This is a genomic window from Streptomyces sp. NPDC002868, from assembly GCF_055563295.1.
Genome location: NZ_JBVHDR010000012.1, coordinates 180,148 through 198,145, shown reverse-complemented (window position 1 = coordinate 198,145; position 17,998 = coordinate 180,148). Strand labels below are relative to the sequence as shown.

Annotated in this window: 11 protein-coding genes and 1 pseudogene; 10 read left to right on the top strand and 2 right to left on the bottom strand. The window is 68.8% G+C overall.

The features are described from left to right. The first annotated feature begins 13 nt into the window (after positions 1 to 13). From ACZ3H8_RS31030 to ACZ3H8_RS31020, 3 genes are all read left to right on the top strand, one after another. The gene (locus ACZ3H8_RS31030) at positions 14 to 3,085 is read left to right on the top strand and encodes a glycoside hydrolase family 3 protein (RefSeq protein WP_467407500.1); all 3,072 of its coding nucleotides are present in this window, start codon (positions 14 to 16) and stop codon (positions 3,083 to 3,085) included. A 174-nt stretch (positions 3,086 to 3,259) separates the two neighbouring features. Next, entirely contained in the window at positions 3,260 to 4,600 is a 1,341-nt protein-coding gene (locus ACZ3H8_RS31025) for a hypothetical protein (protein ID WP_467407498.1), read from the top strand. Positions 4,601 to 4,623: 23 nt separating this feature from the next. Further along, entirely contained in the window at positions 4,624 to 5,223 is a 600-nt protein-coding gene (locus ACZ3H8_RS31020) for a class I SAM-dependent methyltransferase (protein ID WP_467407497.1), read from the top strand. A 100-nt stretch (positions 5,224 to 5,323) separates the two neighbouring features. Here ACZ3H8_RS31020 and ACZ3H8_RS31015 read toward each other — a convergent pair whose 3' ends face one another. Beyond that, positions 5,324 to 5,932: a YceI family protein gene (locus ACZ3H8_RS31015; RefSeq protein ID WP_467407496.1), complete on the bottom strand. Its 609-nt coding sequence runs from the start codon at positions 5,930 to 5,932 to the stop codon at positions 5,324 to 5,326. 252 nt (positions 5,933 to 6,184) lie between these two features. Between ACZ3H8_RS31015 and ACZ3H8_RS31010 the strand changes: the two are divergent. Then, positions 6,185 to 6,705, top strand: a pseudogene (locus ACZ3H8_RS31010) (hypothetical protein). Positions 6,706 to 6,822: 117 nt separating this feature from the next. Here the strand turns inward: ACZ3H8_RS31010 and ACZ3H8_RS31005 are convergent. Next, entirely contained in the window at positions 6,823 to 8,034 is a 1,212-nt protein-coding gene (locus ACZ3H8_RS31005) for a glycoside hydrolase family 64 protein (RefSeq protein ID WP_467407646.1), read from the bottom strand. A 233-nt stretch (positions 8,035 to 8,267) separates the two neighbouring features. On the opposite strand from ACZ3H8_RS31005, the gene ACZ3H8_RS31000 reads away from it, so the two are divergent. The 6 genes from ACZ3H8_RS31000 to ACZ3H8_RS30975 all read left to right on the top strand — a co-directional run bounded on the left by ACZ3H8_RS31000 (position 8,268) and on the right by ACZ3H8_RS30975 (position 17,919). Beyond that, positions 8,268 to 12,086: an endo-alpha-N-acetylgalactosaminidase family protein gene (locus tag ACZ3H8_RS31000; protein WP_467407494.1), complete on the top strand. Its 3,819-nt coding sequence runs from the start codon at positions 8,268 to 8,270 to the stop codon at positions 12,084 to 12,086. A gap of 145 nt (positions 12,087 to 12,231) precedes the next feature. Next, a complete protein-coding gene (locus ACZ3H8_RS30995; protein WP_467407493.1) occupies positions 12,232 to 14,565 on the top strand; it encodes a polysaccharide lyase 8 family protein in 2,334 nt (777 codons plus the stop codon). 154 nt (positions 14,566 to 14,719) lie between these two features. Next, complete coding sequence (locus ACZ3H8_RS30990) at positions 14,720 to 16,303, top strand: acyl-CoA carboxylase subunit beta (RefSeq protein ID WP_467407491.1); 1,584 nt, start codon at positions 14,720 to 14,722, stop codon at positions 16,301 to 16,303. A 26-nt stretch (positions 16,304 to 16,329) separates the two neighbouring features. Then, positions 16,330 to 16,542 (top strand): acyl-CoA carboxylase subunit epsilon, encoded by a 213-nt coding sequence (locus ACZ3H8_RS30985; RefSeq protein WP_356223657.1) that lies wholly within the window; start codon positions 16,330 to 16,332, stop codon positions 16,540 to 16,542. 172 nt (positions 16,543 to 16,714) lie between these two features. Continuing rightward, on the top strand, positions 16,715 to 16,984 hold the full coding sequence (locus ACZ3H8_RS30980) for a hypothetical protein (RefSeq protein ID WP_467407654.1): 270 nt from the start codon (positions 16,715 to 16,717) through the stop codon (positions 16,982 to 16,984). Positions 16,985 to 17,358: 374 nt separating this feature from the next. Then, entirely contained in the window at positions 17,359 to 17,919 is a 561-nt protein-coding gene (locus ACZ3H8_RS30975) for a DUF6230 family protein (RefSeq protein ID WP_467407489.1), read from the top strand. Positions 17,920 to 17,998 lie beyond the last annotated feature (79 nt).

Below are 17,998 nucleotides of genomic sequence, written 5' to 3'. Positions count from 1 at the left end.
CGAAGGAGCCGCAATGCCACGCACCCGCCTGAGAACGAGAACAGGTACGGCGGTGCTTGCCGCCACCGCCGTACTCACCGGCCTGCTCGCCGGCGCCGCCCCCGGCGCCGCCGCCGACGACCCCGCCCCCGTCCTCGTGGACCGCTTCGAGGGTGAGATCCCCTTCGCGGGCCCCCCGGCCGAAGGCATCTTCACCTGGGGCAGCGACGCCGACGATCAGCCGAAACTGGAGCTCAAGGAGCGCGCCGACGCCCCCGAAGGCAGCAAGGTCCTCGAAGGCGCCTACGACATCAGCGGCTGGGGCGGACTCACCCACGACTTCGCCTTCGACAAGCCCGCCCACGACTGGACTGCGCACAAGGGCATCCGCTTCTGGTGGTACGGCCAGAACACCGCACCCCTCCCGCCCGGTTCCGGCAAGCGCATCAACTTCGAGCTCAAGGACGGCGGCGCCAACGGCGAAGCCTCCGAGCTGTGGACCACGTCCTTCACCGACGACTGGGAGGGCTGGCACCTCGTCGAGATCCCCTTCGCCGACTTCCAGTACCGCGCGGACTACCAGCCTGTCGGCGGCATCGACCAGATCCTCGGCCTGAACGAGATGTGGGGGTACGCCCTCACCCTGCCGCCCGGCGCGCCCGGCAAGTTCGCCATGGACGGCGTCGAACTGTACGGAAAGGCCGACCCGGCACTGAAGGCGAAGGTCGTCACCGACGCCGCCGTGTACCCGGTCGACGAGGGCGGCACGGCCCAGGTGAAGTTTTCCGTCGCCACCACCGGCTCGGGCCCGATCGACGAGCCCGTGACCGTCGTGTACAAGACCGAGGGCGGTACCGCCGAGTCGGGCAAGGACTACGAGCCCGTCTCCGGCACCGTCACCTTCCCGGCCGGTACGGCCTCCGGCACCTCCAAGACCGTCGCCGTCGCCACCAAGAAGGACCGCACGGCCGAGTCCGCCGAGACGGTCCCGCTGGGGCTCACCGTCACCGGCGCGAAGCCCCCGGCCGAGACCCCGCAGGTCGTCGTGGACGCCCACGGCCTGCCGTACCTCGATGCCAGGCTCCCGGTGAAGAAGCGCGTCGCCGACCTTCTCTCCCGGATGTCCCTCGCGGAGAAGGCCGGCCAGATGACCCAGGCCGAGCGCAACGCGCTCAAGTCCCAGGGTGACATCGCGAATTACGACCTCGGCTCGCTGCTCTCCGGCGGCGGCTCGGTCCCCACACCCAACGCCCCCGAGGCGTGGGCGAACATGGTCGACGCGTACCAACTGCGCGCCCAGGCAACCCGGTTCCAGATCCCGCTGATCTACGGCGTGGACGCGGTGCACGGCCACAACAACGTCATCGGGTCGACGATCATGCCGCACAACATCGGCATCGGAGCCACGCGTGACCCGTCCGTCGCTCAGAAGACCGGCGCGGTGACAGCAAAGGAAGTACGCGCCACCGGCATTCCGTGGGACTTCGCGCCCTGCCTCTGCGTCACCCGCGACGAGCGCTGGGGCCGCTCCTACGAGGCATTCGGCGAGGACCCGGCCCTGGTCACCGCCATGGAGACGGTGATCCGCGGCATGCAGGGTTCCCCGTCGGGCAAGGACCTCGACCGCAACGACAAGGTGCTGGCCAGCGCCAAGCACTTCGTCGGCGACGGCGGCACGGAATTCGGCTCGTCCTCCACCGGCTCGTACACGATCGACCAGGGCATCACCAAGGTCACCCGGCAGGAGCTGGAGGCAGTACACCTCGCGCCCTTCGCCGAAGCTGTCAAGCGCGGCGCCGGCACGGTCATGCCCTCGTACTCCTCGCTGGACATCCTCGGCGACGCCGAGGGCCCGGTGAAGATGCACGCCAACGCGGCCATGATCAACGGTGTGCTGAAGGACCGCATGGGCTTCAAGGGCTTCGTGATCAGCGACTGGCAGGCCATCGACCAGATCCCCGGCGACTACCCGAGCGACGTCCGTACGGGGATCAACGCCGGCCTCGACATGATCATGGTCCCGACGGCCTACCCGGACTTCCACAAGACGCTGCAGAACGAGGTGACGGCGGGCCGCATCGGCGAGGCCCGGATCGACGACGCGGTCTCCCGGATCCTGACCCAGAAGTTCGCCCTGGGCCTCTTCGAGAAGCCGTACGCGGACACCTCCAACCTGTCGAAGATCGGCTCGGCCGAACACCGCGCGGTCGCCCGCGAGGCCGCCGCCAAGTCCCAGGTCCTGCTGAAGAACGACAGCGCGGTGCTGCCGCTCAAGCCGTCCCAGAAGGTGTACGTCGCCGGGTCCAACGCCGACGACCTCGGCAACCAGGCAGGCGGCTGGACCATCAGCTGGCAGGGCTCCTCCGGAAAGATCACGACCGGCACGACCATCCTGGAGGGCATGAAGAAGGCCGCCCCCGACGCGGCCCTCACCTACTCCAAGGACGCGTCCGCGCCCACCGAGGGCCATGACGTCGGCGTGGTCGTGGTCGGCGAGACCCCGTACGCCGAGGGCTTCGGCGACGTCGGCAACGGCAACGACCTAGAGCTGACTGCCGCCGACAAAGCCGCCGTCGACAAAGTCTGCGCCGCGATGAAGTGCGCGGTGCTGATCGTCTCCGGCCGCCCGCAGCTCATCGGCGACCGCCTCGGCGACATCGACGCGCTCGTCGCCTCCTGGCTGCCGGGCACGGAGGGCGACGGTGTGGCCGACGTCCTCTACGGCAAGCGCGCCTTCACCGGCCAGCTCCCGGTCACCTGGCCCAAGTCCCAGGCACAGCTGCCGGTCAACGTCGGGGACAAGACGTACGACCCGCAGTACCCGTACGGCTGGGGCCTGACCACGCTGACCAAGCCGCCGTCGGGCGGTGAGCTCACGCTCAAGGCCATCGCCCTCGCGGCGAAGATCCTCGAGTCGGCGGGCCGGGCGGACTCCCCGGAGGCCAGGGCGCTGGTCTCGCAGGCCCGGCTGATGGTCCAGGCGAAGATCGGCCGGCACGTGACGGCGGCATCGGCGAAGCCGTTCGCGGAGGCGGACCAGCTGCGGCTGAGGGGGGACCTGACGGGGGCGGTGGCGAAGCTGACGTCGGCGTACCGACTGGCCTGAAACTGGGGGCAAGCCCCCAGGCCCCAGGTACGCCCTTCGGGCATGTCCTCAATCGCCGGACGGGCTCCATCGGAGCCCCTCCGGCGATTTTGAGGAGCGGGGTCGGGGGCGGAGCCCCGGTTCTTGAACCTCGCCGCTTGTCCGAATTCGCACCCATTCAGGTAGCGTCAAGGTATGAAGACCAGGCTGCTCACCGCACTGTCCGGTCTGCTGCTCGCCTTCTCGGCCACCGCCCTCGTCGCGGCCCCCGGAGCCCAAGCAGCCACCGGCCCCGAAACCGTGGCCGAAGCCCTGAAGCAGAGCCCCGTCTACGTCGATCCGCGCGCCGCCGGCCAGCTTTCCAGCGCCGAAGCGGACTCCCTCGCGAAGAAGATCAAGGACGCGGACAAGCCGCTCTTCGTGGCCGTCCTGCCCGCCGGGACGGCGGAGTTCCCGCCGAACACGGTCATGCAGAACCTCCGCACCGAGACCGGCATCACAGGGCTGTACGCCATCCGCCTCGGCGACGGCTTCAACGCGGGCGCCGACCGTAGCGTCATGACCAACCAGGCCGTGCAGAACCTGGTCACCGCGGTCAAGACGCCCCCCGGCGCCGACGCCGCCACCCAGCTGAACAACTTCGTCGACCAGGCACTGCCCCAGCTGCGCGGCAGCGCCCCCTCCTCCTGGGGCTCGGCCCCGGACGAAGGCGTGAACACCGCCGGTCTGATCGCGGTCGGCGCGGTCGCTGCCGCCGGCGGCGCGAGCGTGTACAGCGTGATCCGCCGCAACCGCCGCAAGCGGGAGGAGGCGGAGCGAGCCGCCCTCGACAAGCTGCGCGTGGTCGTCGACGAGGACATCACCGCGTTCGGCGAGGAGCTGGACCGGCTGGACTTCCACCCCTCGGAGAAGGGCGCGGACGACGCCATGCGCGCGGAATACGAGCGCGCACTCGACTCGTACGACAGGGCGAAATCGCTGATGGGGTCGGCCGAGCATCCCAGTGACGTACGCGCGGTCACGCAGGCCCTGGAGGACGGCCGGTACTCGCTGGCGGCCCTGGACGCACGCCGTACGGGCCAACCCGTGCCGGAGCGCCGCCCGCCCTGCTTCTTCGACCCGCGCCACGGGCTTTCGGTCGCCGACATGACCTGGTCCCCGGCGGGCGCCACGTCCCGCGAGGTCCCGGTTTGCGCCGCCGACAAGGCCCGTCTCGAGGACGGCCAGGACCCGATGGGCCGCATGGTCGAGACGGAATCCGGCCGTCGCCCGTACTGGGAGGCGGGTCCTGCCTACGGCCCCTGGGCGGGCGGCTACTTCGGCGGCGGCCTGCTGCCGGGCCTGCTGGTGGGCACGTTGCTGGGCAACATGCTCGCCAGTCCGGCGTACGGGGCGGAGTACGGCGGCGGTGAGTTCAGCGGCGGCGACTACTCCGGTGCCGACTTCAACTCCTCCGACTTCGAGGGAGGAGGGGGCTGGGGCGGCGGCGGAGACTTCGGCGGCGGTGGCGGCTTCGATGGCGGCGGCGGCTTCTAGTGGGGTTCTACGCCGAGCGGGTCGTGCCGCGGATTGTCAACGTCGCCTGCGGGGTCAAGGCAGTCGAACCGCTACGACGCCGAGTCTGCGAGGGCCTTGAGGGCGAAGTGGTCGAGATCGGATTCGGTTCGGGGCACAACGTTCCCTTCTATCCGGCGGCCGTCACCGGCGTGACCGCGATCGAGCCTTCCGATGTCGGGTGGAGACTTGCCGGCGAACGCGTCAGAGCGTCAAACGTCCCGGTGCGGCGCGCCGGTCTGGACGGCCAGTCCTTGGCGTTCCAGGACGGCAGTTTTGACGCCGCCCTGTCCACCTGGACGCTGTGCACCATCCCCGATGCCGGGGCCGCCCTGCGCGAGGTGCGGCGCGTCCTCAAGCCCGGAGGGACCCTGCACTTCCTCGAGCACGGGCTGGCCCCGGAAGAGGACGAAAACGTGCGCCGTTGGCAACGACGGCTCGAGCCGATGGAGAAACGGCTCTTCGGCGGGTGTCACCTCACCCGGCGGACCGTCGACATGCTGACGACCGCGGGGTTCACGATCACGGCACTCGACGTCTTCTACGAGAAGGGGGCGCCGAAGTTCATGGGCGCCGACTCCCTCGGCACCGCCCTGTCTCCTTAGTGGTAACCGACTCTGAGGCGACCCTCGGGCATGACCGAGCGCCCGCCCCGGCCGTGGGGGGACGGCAGGGCGGGCGCGCTCAGGGGGGTCGGACCGACCGTCAGGCGGCGGCCTTGATCGCGGAGATGTCGAAGTTCAGCTTGACCTTGTCGCTGACCATGACGCCGCCGGTCTCCAGCGCCGCGTTCCAGGTCAGGCCCCAGTCGGAGCGCAGGATTTCGGCGCTGCCCTCGAAGCCGACGCGCTCGTTGCCGTACACATCGGTGGCGGAGCCGTTGAACTCCAGGTCGATGGCGAGCGGACGCGTGACGTCCTTGATCGTCAGGTCGCCCGTGATGCGGTACGAGTCGCCGCCGAGCTGCTCCGCGTGCGTCGAGCGGAACGTCATCAGCGGGTACTCCTCCGCCTCGAAGAAGTCGCCGGTGCGCAGGTGGGCGTCACGGTCCGCGATGCCGGTGTCGATGCTGGCGATCTTGATGTCGATCTCGGCGGTGGAGTGGTGGGGGTCGGTGCCGTTCAGACTCAGGCTGCCCGAGAAGTCGCCGAACGAGCCACGGACGTTGGTCACCATCGCGTGCCGGACGGTGAAGCCGATGCTGCTGTGGGCGGGGTCGACGGTGTAGTCGCCGGTCAGCGCGGCCAGCGCCGGGTCGACGGCCAGCGTGGTGGGGGCGGTGGCGGTGGCGGTCTTGCGGTTGAAGAGACCCATGACGCACTCCTTGGGGGACGTAGTGGTGTGTTGTTTAAGCTTCAACGGAATCGACCATAGACCTATTCCGTTTAATGTTCAACATCTTCTCGAGGGGTTCACCCAGAGGTACGCGGCAGCCCTCTGGCGGACGCGCGTAGAACTCGGGCACCATCTCCTTGCTCCACCTGCACAGCCGTACCGCCGGAATGCACCGGTCCGCACCGGAACGCACAGTCCTCAACGGTCATCAGCAGGAGGGATCCCCCCGCCATGAAAGTCCGCTTCGCGCTCAGCGTGCTTGCGCTCGTCTCGGGCGCGCTCTTCGCCCCCGGGTTCGGCGTGATCAGCGGCGCGACCGAAGCGCACGCCGTCACCAAGATCAGTCATGCCACTGCGACTTCGATGTTCCGCTCGTCCGGGATCACCTGGTCCTCGTCCGGCGGCTGCTCCGACCGCAACAACCCGTCGTGTACGTCCTTCGAGCAGCTCAACCTCGCCAGCGCGAAGGGAGCGCAGACCCTCAAGAGCGCGAGCGGCTGTGCGCTCAACATCACCGGAGGTACGGAGACCGGGCACGCTGGCGGCACGTACTCGCACTGGAACGGCTAAAAGCTCGACTACAGCAAGTACACGAGTACACCTGCGTCGGGAACTACATCAAGAACACCTTCACCTACATCGGCGCGCGTCCGGGCGACGGTGCCCCGCAGTGGAGGTCCGGCTCCGGGAACATCTACGCGGACGAGGGCAACCACTGGGACGTGACGTACTACAACTGCGGCGGCTGCTGAGCCGGTGCGGACGTGCGGGTGCCCGGCCGGTTCCCCCATGCCGGCCGGGTACCCGTCCGCGTCACGAGCCGAGGCTCAGGACCCGACGGTCAGGACCCGACGGTCAGGACCCGACGGTCAGGACCCGACGGTCAGTGTGAAGCGCCGCGGGTTGCCGTCGTGCGCCGCGCCGGAGACGTCCGGCTGGCCGTCCGGGCGCACGTCGTCGTACGGGAAGGCATATCCGATCGGGGTGTTGGCGTGCACGGCCCGGGAGAAGTGGTTCGTCGCCGGGTCGCGGTAGTAGTCGGCCGAGGTCGCCCCGTTCGGCTGGTCGGGGTGGGTCAGCAGGGTCGTCCGGTTGAAGCCGGCGGCGAGCCTGGCCAGCAGACCCTTATTGTCGTCGGAGTCACCCGGGTTGTTGGCGAAGGGTCCGTGGTTGCAGGTGAAGATGTCCTTCGAGGTGGGCTTGGCGAAGGTGTGGCCGCCGGTGAAGGTCAGCACGTCGCCGTTCACCCGCCCCGTGCGTACGCCGCGGCCGCCCTGGAGGTCGATCCGCAGATCTGTGGAGCGGTACTTGTCCCACACCCGGTTGATGTAGTTGTCGAAGACGTTCCGGAAGGGCATCTCGTCGGGCCGGTCGAAGAAGGGCGCCATCAGGTTCTGCGGCGAGATGACCCGTAGGACCTGGCCGCCCGAGCCGCGGATGACCAGCTTGTCCCAGGGCTGGCCGTCGCGGCCCGCCTGGGCCACGAGCTCGTCGGCGATCTTCTGGAGCGCGCCGTTCGGCAGTGTGGCGACCGTGTGGGTGGCGTCGCCGGTCAGCATGAGGCCGATGGGGAGGGCGGTTACCAGGTCGACATAGCTGATGTTGGCGTAGAGCTGTGTCGGGTTGAAGGTGAACTCCGCGAAGGACCAGGTGCGGCCGTAGTTGGCGTCGGAGGGGGTCGCGAAGGCCGGTTCGACGAGACCGGGACCCGGGTTCACGAAGAAGTCCAGCTTGCTGTCGCGTACGAAATAGACGCGGGCGCCGAACATCTGAGGCAGTGTCAGCACGACCGGGCCCGCGCCCGCCGCGCGCAGCGGGATGGCGCAGTCGACGGGGAGCGGGGTCTGGGGCGCGGAGGGGGACTCGGGGTAGTAGACGCCGCCGCCCGGGCGGAGCAGCACCCAGCGTCCGGTGCCCTGCTCGTGACCGGTGACATAGGCATTGACCTGACCGGGCAACGACTTGTTCTCCAGGGCCAGTTCGCAGGTGGGGGGCGCGGCCTTGGCTCGGGGGCTGAGAGCGCTTCCCCAGGCGGGGTAGGTGAGCGCGGTCGCGGCTGCGGCGGTGCCGGACAGGAACATTCTGCGGGAAATCACGGATGAACTCCTGTACTTGTGGGGGTGTCCACCACTCTTGCGACGGCGGGAGCGGTCGTCAAGAGGTGTGACTGAGAGCGCTCTCAGAATCTTCGCCGCTTCATAAGTTGTCGTTCATGGAGGGGACTTGGACTAACGCGCGGCGGTTGTTGGACTGCTGGCCTCCGGAGCGCACGACTTCGTTGACGGTGGCGAAAGCGACGGGCTAGTCAGTCCCCATGCCACGAAGACTCCGTGCGGCGTGCGCGCTTGCCGCCGCCTCATCCGCCGTGTTCGCCCTGGCCGGGCCCGCGCTCCCGGCCGCCGCAGCCGAGGGCGAGGCCCCCGTCGTCATCGGCTCCGGCCAGCTCTCCGTTGCCGTCGCCAAGGACTTCCCCAGAGTGGTGTCGTACACCGACCGAGCCAGTGGGGCCACGCTCCTGGGGAGCACGAGCGCGGTCGCGGAGGTAACCCTCAACGGCAAGGCGTACGCGGTGCGGTTGAAGGGCGCGCCCGCCGTCAAGGCGTCGAGCGCCGCGTACACCCTGACCTTCGGCGACCTGCCCGGCGTCGAAATCGACGCGACGCTCACCGTCTCCGGCCGGACCACTGCCTTCAAGGTCACCGCTGTCCGCGACACCGACGCCTTCCGTGTCTCCACGATCGACATCCCCGGACACGACCTGGTGTCGGTCGGCAGCACGGACGCCGGAGCCGCGACAGCCTTCACCCGCCTCGACCCGGACTCGACGAAGACCGCCGACGTCTTCGCCCCGGTCACGCCCGACACCGCGGCGGACGCGGCTCCGGTCGGAGCCTCGTACGCCCTGGTCAACACGGGACAGCTGGCCGCGGCCATCGAGTCCAACTCCAGCTACGACAAGCCGGCCGGCGCGACCGGCGGCGACGACGCCCGCTTCTGGCACCAGGCCCGCAAGGCCGCGGACGCCAGCACCCGCGTCGGCGTCTGGTCCGGACAGTGGACCTACCGGGGGAGCGGCGCCCCGAAGCCGGAGAGCGGCAAGGGCCTCCCCTGGGCGAAGGTCGTCGTCACGCCCGACGCCAACGGCGACCGGAAGGTCGACTGGCAGGACGGCGCGGTCGCCTTCCGCGCCATCGGGGTCAGGGCCCCGGGCAGTGAGCAGACGCCCGACCGGGTGATCACCCATATCCCGTTCAACTTCGCCAGCCAGGCCACCCACCCCTTCCTGCGTACCCTCGACGACGTCAAGCGGATCTCGCTCGCCACGGACGGGCTCGGACAGCTCGCGGTGCTCAAGGGATACGGCTCAGAGGGCCACGACTCGGCGCACCCCGACTACGGCGGCAACTACAACAAGCGCGCCGGGGGGCTCAGCGACCTCAACACACTGCTGAAGGACGGCAGGAAGTGGGGAGCGACCTTCGGCGTGCACGTCAACGCCACCGAGTCGTACCCCGAGGCGAAGAACTTCAGTGAGAGCCTCGTCGACAAGACCAAGCCCGGCTGGAACTGGCTCAACCAGAGCTACTACATCGACCAGCGCCGCGACATCAACAGCGGCGATCTGGCCCGCAGATTCCAGCAGCTGAGGGACGAGACCGACCGCAATCTCTCCTTCCTGTACATCGATGTGTACTACACGCACGGCTGGATCGCCGACAAGACGATGCAGGCCGTGCAGGCACAGGGCTGGAACGTCGGCACCGAGTGGGCCGACAAGTTCGAGCGGGCCTCGCTCTGGTCGCACTGGGCCAATGACCTGGACTACGGCGGAGCCACCAACAAGGGCCTCAACTCCCAGATCATCCGGTTCATCCGCAACGGCGAGAAGGACGTCTGGAACAACCACCCGGTCCTCGGCCAGACCGCCCTCGAAGACTTCGAGGGCTGGACCGGCGAGACTGACTGGAACGCCTTCTACGACAACGTCTGGCAGCGCGATCTGCCCGCCAAGTACCTCCAGCAGGAGCAGATCACCCGCTGGGACGGCAATGACGTGACCTTCACCGGCGGTGTGCGCGGCACGGTCGAGGGCGGCCGCCGCACCTTCTACGACCACGGCCGCAAGGTCCTGGACGGCGACCGCTATCTGCTCCCGTGGGACGGCGGCAGGAAGCTGTACCACTACAACAAGGCGGGCGGCACCAGCAGTTGGGCCGTGACCGGCGCGTCGTCGTACACCGTCTACAAGCTCACCGACAACGGACGCGTGAAGGCCGGGACCGTACGGCCGGTGGACGGCCGGATCACCCTGACCGCGGCCGCCGGACAGCCGTACGTCCTCTACCCGGACCGCGCGCCCGCCGCGCAGGACCCGAAGTGGGGCGCGGGCGGCCCGGTCGCCGACCCCGGCTTCAACGACGCCGGGCTGGCCGCCTGGTCCAAGCGGGGCACGGTCACCCGCGACACCGACGACCACGGCCGCAACAGCGCCGCGCTCAGCGGTACGGACAGCGCGTCGCTCTCGCAGCGGATCACGGGACTTGAGGCCGGCCGGCGGTACACCGCTTCGGCATGGATCGAGGTCGAACCGGGGAAGTCGCGCCGTACGACACTGTCCATCGACGGGAAGTCGGTCGCCGTCGAGCGCTCGACGGCCAAGGACCAGGTGGCCGCGTCCGACTGGCACGGCAGTTACTTCCAGCGGGCGAAGGTGAACTTCACCGCGCCGGCGGGCGGTGTCGCGACGCTCAAGGCCGAGGCGGCGCGGGGCAGTTCGGCGGCAGTACGGATCGATGACGTACGGCTCGTGGCCAATGCGCCCGCGACCCGGTCCGGCGCGCTGGTGTACGAGGACTTCGAAGCCGTCGACCAGGGCTGGGGCCCCTTCCTCAAGGGCGACGCCGGCGGTGTCACCGACCCCCGTACGCATGTGAGCCGGCTGCACGCCCCGTACACCCAGGCCGGCTGGAACGGAAAGCTGATCGACGATGTGCTGGGCGGGGCCGAGTCTCTCAAGTCGCACGAGGAGAACACCGGTCTCGTCTACCGCACCGCGCCCTGGACGGTGCCGATGCTGGACGGGCGCAGCTACCGGGTCGAATACGACTACCAGTCGAGCCACGCGGGCGCGTACGAGTGGGTCACCGGCTACGGCGGCGGCACCGGAGCCGTGGAGACCCGCCGTACGCCGATAGGAGAGCAGCGGACGATCGGCCACTTCACCGAGACCGTGACGGCGGGCTGTGGCGGCACCTGGGCCGGACTGCGCAAGCGCGGCGACGCCCCGGACGGCGCGGACTTCGTGCTCGACGGCTTCACCGTCACCGATCTGGGCCCGGCCACCGAGCAGGCGGCGTGCGGAACGCTGGCCGTCACGGCGGGCGAGACCCTGGAGCCGGGTCACAAGAACGAGGTCACGGCCGCCTTCACCAACAATGAGGCGACCGCGGTGAGCGGTGTCTCGGTCGGGCTCACGCTCCCCGAGGGCTGGACGGCGGAGCCTGCGGGTCCGGTGACCTTCGACTCGGTCGCGGCGGGTGCGCAGGCGACCGGTACATGGCAGGTGACGCCGCCGGTGGACGCCGTGTACCGGACGTACACGATCGGCGGGGCGGCTTCGTACGCGGTGGGCGGGGCCTTCCGCAAGCTCACGGCCGTGACCTCGGTACGCGCTCTGCCGCCACCGCCCGCCACCGACGCGTGGGCGAGCGACCTGGACTGGACGGCGTCCGAGAACGGCTGGGGACCGGTCGAGCGTGACCTGTCCAACGGCGAGACGGGAACGGGCGACGGCAGCCCGCTGAAGATCGGAGGAGTGGCCTACGAGAAGGGACTCGGCAGCCACGCCCCGGCGAAGATCCGCTACTACCTGGGCGGGAAGTGCACCTCCTTCACTGCCGGGGTGGGGGTGGACGATGTCCAGACGTCGCGCGGCAGCGTGCAGTTCAGCGTGCTGGCGGACGGCGCGGAGAAGGTGAAGTCGCCGGTGCTGAAAGCGACGGATGCCGCCTGGTCGCTGACGGCCGATGTCACGGGCGCGAAGTACGTCGACCTGGTCGTCGGTGACGGCGGCGACGGGAACGGCAACGACCACGCCGACTGGGGGAGTGCTCGCTTCCACTGCGGCGGCTGATGAACGGCGCTTGCCCCTCGTGCTGAAGGCCAACCGAGGGGCAAGCGCTTTCTATCTCCCTCTGTCATGCCCATTGAAGGCGTGGTGAAGGGCTGCTAGACCAACGGGCAACCGGTCTACATCACTTCTGTTTCCGGAGGCTCCCGTGCCGCTTACGCCCGCATGGTCCCGCCGTATCTTCCTCGCCGCAGCGGGAGCAAGCGCTCTCACCCTGGGTTTTCCTTCCCGGGGACACGCCACCGAACAGGACGAGCACGAGACACTGCGCCTGCGCTGGCTGGAGATCAGCCTCGGGACCGGCTACGACCCGGCCGTGGAGCCCTACGCATCCCGCCTCGCCGAGACCGGCGAGCTGGCCGCCCGATTCCGCGCGGCCATGGCCCCCACCGACACCTCCCTGTGGCCCGGCTACACCTTCAACCCGCCCTCCGGCATCACCCAGAGCTACAGCCGCCTGTGGACCATGACCCAGGCGTACGCGCAGCAGGGCACCGGCCTCACCGGCGACACCGGACTTCTCGCCGACGTCATCCGCGGGCTCGACCACCTCGCCTCGAAGATCTACAACCCCTCCACCACCCGCTACGGCAACTGGTGGGAGTGGCAGATAGGCAGCCCCCGCCTCCTCATGGACATCGTCGCCGTCCTTCAGGACAAGCTGACCCAGGACCGGCGCGACGCCGCCTTCGCCGCCGTCGACCACTTCGTCCCCGACGCGATGCTCGGCGACTACAGCGGCACATCCACCGGCGCCAACCGCGTCGACCTCTGCCGCTCCGTCGCCCTGCGCGGCGTCCTCGGCAGGGCCCCGGAGAAGATCGCACTCGCCCGGGACGCCCTCTCGCCCGTCTTCCCGTACGTCACCAAGGGCGACGGCCTCTACGCCGACGGATCGTTCATCCAGCACACCTGGGTCGCCTACTCCGGCACGTACGGACAGGTCATGCTTGACGGCCTCGGTCGCCTCTTCGCCCTGTTCGCGGGCTCCACTTGGGCCGTCACCGACCCCAACCGCCAGATCATCCTGGACAGCGTCGAGCAGGCGTACGCGCCCCTGATCCACAACGGGCTGATGATGGACAGCGTCAACGGCCGTGCCATCAGCCGGGGTTACCTCAAGAGCGACGAGCGCAGGATCATGCGCAGTGACCACTTCCACGGGCAGGGCCTGATCGCCGCGATCGCGCTGCTCGCGGGCGGAGCCTCCGCCGCCGAGCGGGAGCGCTGGCACGCCAGGATCAAGGGCTGGATCGAGCGGGACACTGTGACGCCGATTCTCACCGGCCGGCAGTTCGGCGTCGCCGACCTCTCCCGGTTGCACGCAGTCGCCGCGTCGCCCGTCCCGGCCGCGCCCGAGCCGGTCGGCCACCAGCTCTTCGCCTCGATGGACCGGGCCGTGCACCGCCGGCCCGGCTGTGCCGCGAACATCTCCATGGCCTCGGAGCGGATCTCGTACTACGAGTGCGGCAACGGCGAGAATCCGCGCGGCTGGCACACCGGAGCCGGAATGCTCTACTGGTGGCCGGGCGAGGCCGCGGGCGATCAGTACACCGACTGGTTCTGGCCGACCGTCGACTTCTACCGGCTGCCCGGAACGACCGTGTCGACCAAGCGACTTGCCGACCGGGCGGGCGGCGAATGGGGCGTGCCCAAGCCCGCGGCGAAGTGGGTGGGTGGGGCGAGCGACGGCGAGTTCGCGGCCGTCGGCCAGCATCTGCTCGGCCTCGGCTCCACCCTTGAGGCCCGTAAGTCGTGGTTCTGCGTCGAGGACGAGGTCATCTGCCTCGGCGCCGGCATCACGAGCAGCGACGGGGTGCCCGTCGAGACGATCGTCGACAACCGCAACCTCGGCGAGGGCGGCACCAACGCCCTGACCCTCGGTTCCCGCTGGGCGCACCTCGAAGGCCACGGCGGCTGGATCTTCCCCGGTGGCACCGCCCGGCTGCGCACCCTGCGCGAGGACCGCTCGGGCGCCTGGAGCGACATCAACACCACCAGCTCCACCGAGCGCGTCACGCGCCGCTTCCAGACCCTCTGGCTCGACCACGGCACCGACCCGGTGGACGCCTCGTACGCGTATCTGCTGCTGCCGGGAGCGACCCGCCGCACCGTCACCGCGCGCGCCCGCGACGGCCGTCGGGTGGAGATCCTCGCCAACAGCGAGGCATGCCAGGCGGTCGCTGTCCGCTCCCTGGGACTGACCGCCGCGAACTTCTGGCAGCCCGGTACGGTGGGCCCGCTCACCGCGACCGCACCGGCGAGTGCCCTCGTTCGGAGTAACCGCCGCACAGCAACTCTTCATATCAGCGAGCCGCCGCGCACCGGGGCCCCGCTGGAGATCACCTGGCACCACCCGGTGCACAAGGTGAACAGCAAGGATGCGTCCGTCGAGGTGCTCGCCACCGGCCGGTCGCTGCGGCTGCGAATCACCGGAGGCACCGCTGGAGCCAGCCACCACTGTGAGGTGGCTCTCAGGTGAACGCCTTGTTGAACTTCCACAAAGCTTGATGGCCGTGAGCTGGTACTAGGGCTGCAGTGCGCGATGGTTCTGTCAGAGGGCGACAGGAGAAACGTCCGGAGACTGTACGGAGTCAACGGCAGGGTTTTCTTGGTCGGATCCGTAGGGTCAATGCATGACCGTTTTGGACGAGACCACCGGCGAGCCGAATGACGCGCGCGGGCGTGTGGCCGAGCTGCACGCCCTTCGCGACGAGGCGCACCGCGGCCCCAGCGACCGTGCGACCCAGGCGCAGCACGCCAAGGGCAAGCTGACCGCCCGCGAGCGCATCGCGCTGCTGCTGGACGAGGGATCGTTCCATGAGGTCGAGCAACTGCGCCGGCACCGGGCGACCGGGTTCGGCCTGGAGGCCAAGAAGCCGTACACCGACGGTGTCATCACTGGCTGGGGCACGGTCGAGGGCCGAACGGTGTTCGTCTACGCGCACGACTTCCGGATCTTCGGCGGCGCGCTCGGCGAGGCGCACGCCACCAAGATCCACAAGATCATGGACATGGCCATCTCGGCCGGGGCTCCGCTGGTCTCGCTGAACGACGGCGCCGGCGCCCGTATCCAGGAGGGCGTCTCCGCGCTCGCCGGCTACGGCGGCATCTTCCAGCGCAACACCCGCGCCTCCGGCGTCATCCCGCAGATCAGCGTGATGCTCGGCCCGTGCGCGGGCGGCGCGGCGTACTCGCCGGCGCTCACCGACTTCGTGTTCATGGTCCGCGAGACCTCGCAGATGTTCATCACCGGGCCTGACGTCGTCAAGGCCGTCACCGGTGAGGAGATCAGCCAGAACGGCCTGGGCGGCGCGGACGTCCACGCCGAGACCTCGGGCGTCGCGCACTTCGCGTACGACGACGAGGAGACCTGCATCGCCGAGGTGCGCTACCTGCTGGCGATGCTCCCCTCCAACAACCGCGAGAACCCGCCGGTCGCCCACGCCGAGGACCCCGCGGACCGGCGCTCCGACGTCCTGCTGGACCTGGTGCCGGCCGACGGGAACCGCCCGTACGACATGCACAAGGTCATCGAGGAGCTCGTCGACGACGGCGACTACCTCGAGATCCACGAGCGCTGGGCCCGCAACATCATCTGCGCCCTGGCTCGGCTCGACGGCCAGGTGGTCGGCATCGTCGCCAACCAGCCGCAGTCCCTGGCCGGTGTCCTGGACATCGAAGCCTCCGAGAAGGCCGCACGTTTCGTGCAGATGTGCGACGCTTTCAATATCCCGATCATCACTCTTCTGGACGTGCCCGGCTTCCTGCCCGGCGTCGACCAGGAGCACGGTGGAATCATCCGGCACGGTGCGAAGTTGCTGTACGCGTACTGCAACGCCACCGTGCCGAGGATCTCGCTGATCCTCCGCAAGGCGTACGGCGGTGCCTACATCGTCATGGACTCCCAGTCCATCGGTGCGGACCTCACCTACGCCTGGCCGACCAACGAGATTGCGGTGATGGGCGCCGAGGGTGCCGCCAATGTCATTTTCCGCAGGCAGATCGCCGAGGCCGAGGACCCCGAGGCCATGCGCACCCGCATGGTCAAGGAGTACAAGGCCGAGCTGATGCATCCGTACTACGCGGCGGAGCGCGGCCTGGTCGACGACGTCATCGACCCCGCCGAGACACGCGAGGTGCTGATCGCATCTCTCGCGATGCTCCGTACAAAGCACGCCGACCTGCCGTCCCGCAAGCACGGCAACCCCCCGCAGTGACCCTGCGAGACTGGAGCCCGAAAGCCATGAGCACTGCTGCCGAGTCGTCATCCTCCCTGCTGCGCGTAGAGAAGGGTCACGCCGACCCCGAGGAGCTGGCCGCGATCACCGCGGTGCTGCTTGCCCGTGCGGCGTCCCAGTCCGAGACCGACGCTGCCCACCGCGGCCGCTCCACGGCGGGCTGGCGCCGCCTCGAGCGGCAGCGGGGCTTCCGCACGGCCCACAGCTGGCAGGGCTGAGGCTGCTGCCGCGTAACGCAGACCCCAGCGCCCGGTACGGGCGCTGGGGTCTTTGCTGTCTTCTCCTGGGGCTCCGCCCCCGGCCCCACGCCTCAAACGCCGACGAGGCTTGAGTTTCCGTCGGACGGGCCGACTGTCGGGGCTCCGCCCCGGTCCCCCGTCCAATGACCAGTTGGCGGGGATCGGGCAGCTGGTGGTGCCCGGCACCCCGCGCGACAGCCTGTTCATCCTGGACGCCCTGCTGAACCTGGACGGCGGAGTGAAGCAGGAGATGGTCGCGACCGACAACGCCTCAGCCGACCGGCGGCTACGGGCCGCTGGAGGCGCTGGCCCGCACAGGCAGCTCACCGTCCAGGAGTCCCGCCACAAGCTTGCTCGGGACATCTGCCACGGCAAGAAGCGTCGACAGGCCCAAGTGCTCCAGTCCTCGGAGACCGAGTAGCCAGCAGGATCAATCTCACCGATAACCGCTGTACCGATGTTCCCCAAGGCCGTTCTGCAAGAACGGCTGGTGACCCCGCGAATAGGCCTCACCAGCCCCGCCATGTCACCCGATCGGCGGCCATTCCGGGAAGGGTTCACGAGCGAATCGGCGTATACCATCCGAATGCGCTCGCCATCCTTCTCATGCCCTCGCCCGTAGCCGACCAAGAGACATCTGAATGTTCGAGTTATTTCTCACTGGCGACTCGGCTCCCCCGTCCCGGGGGAGCTTGTGGAAGGCCGGAGATGATGCCTGAGGCACACGTTCAAAAACGAGGAGAAGTCTTGTCCAGGACGCACGGCAGGATCAGATGGAGGCTGTTTGCCGTTGTCATGGTGCCCAGCCTCGTCGCTAGCGCGGCGCTGTTCGTTGCCTTGGCCCAGGGCGCGCTTGCCGCGTCGTTCCTTGTCTCCAACCAGCAATTCAAAGTAACGGCTGAGCGCACCGAAGGCGTCGGGCTGATCCAGTACAGCGCCGTAGACCGGCGATACGACGGGAAGATCGTTCCCGTTACGGTCACGGGCCTGAAGCAGTCGAAGACCACGGGCTATTGCCAGTCCGTGGTCGCTCGGAACATCCCGCTGATCGGCACGTTCACGGTAAAGGTGACTGCAAAGAAGATCACGGCTCGTGACACGTACACCGATACAGTCCAAAGTGACAGTGGCAGTATCACGCTCAAGAACACAAACAACGGTATTGCCGCCGGGACCAGCAGAAAGGGACCGGGCATCAAGGAAGGGGATAAAACGGACCCCGGCCGTGCCGCGCAGGAGGCCGATTCGGTTTTGGTGACCAATTCCAAGCAAATCGTGCTGGCAACGAGCGCCAGAATTACCAGGACCAGCGGAAGCAGCCTGAGATTCTACAAGGGCGTTCACGAGTGCTTCTAGACACGCCGCGACCGATGAGAAGAACTCATTCCCCGCACCCGCCCCTTCTCTTCACATGTCCGAAGGAAGCCTGGCCCCC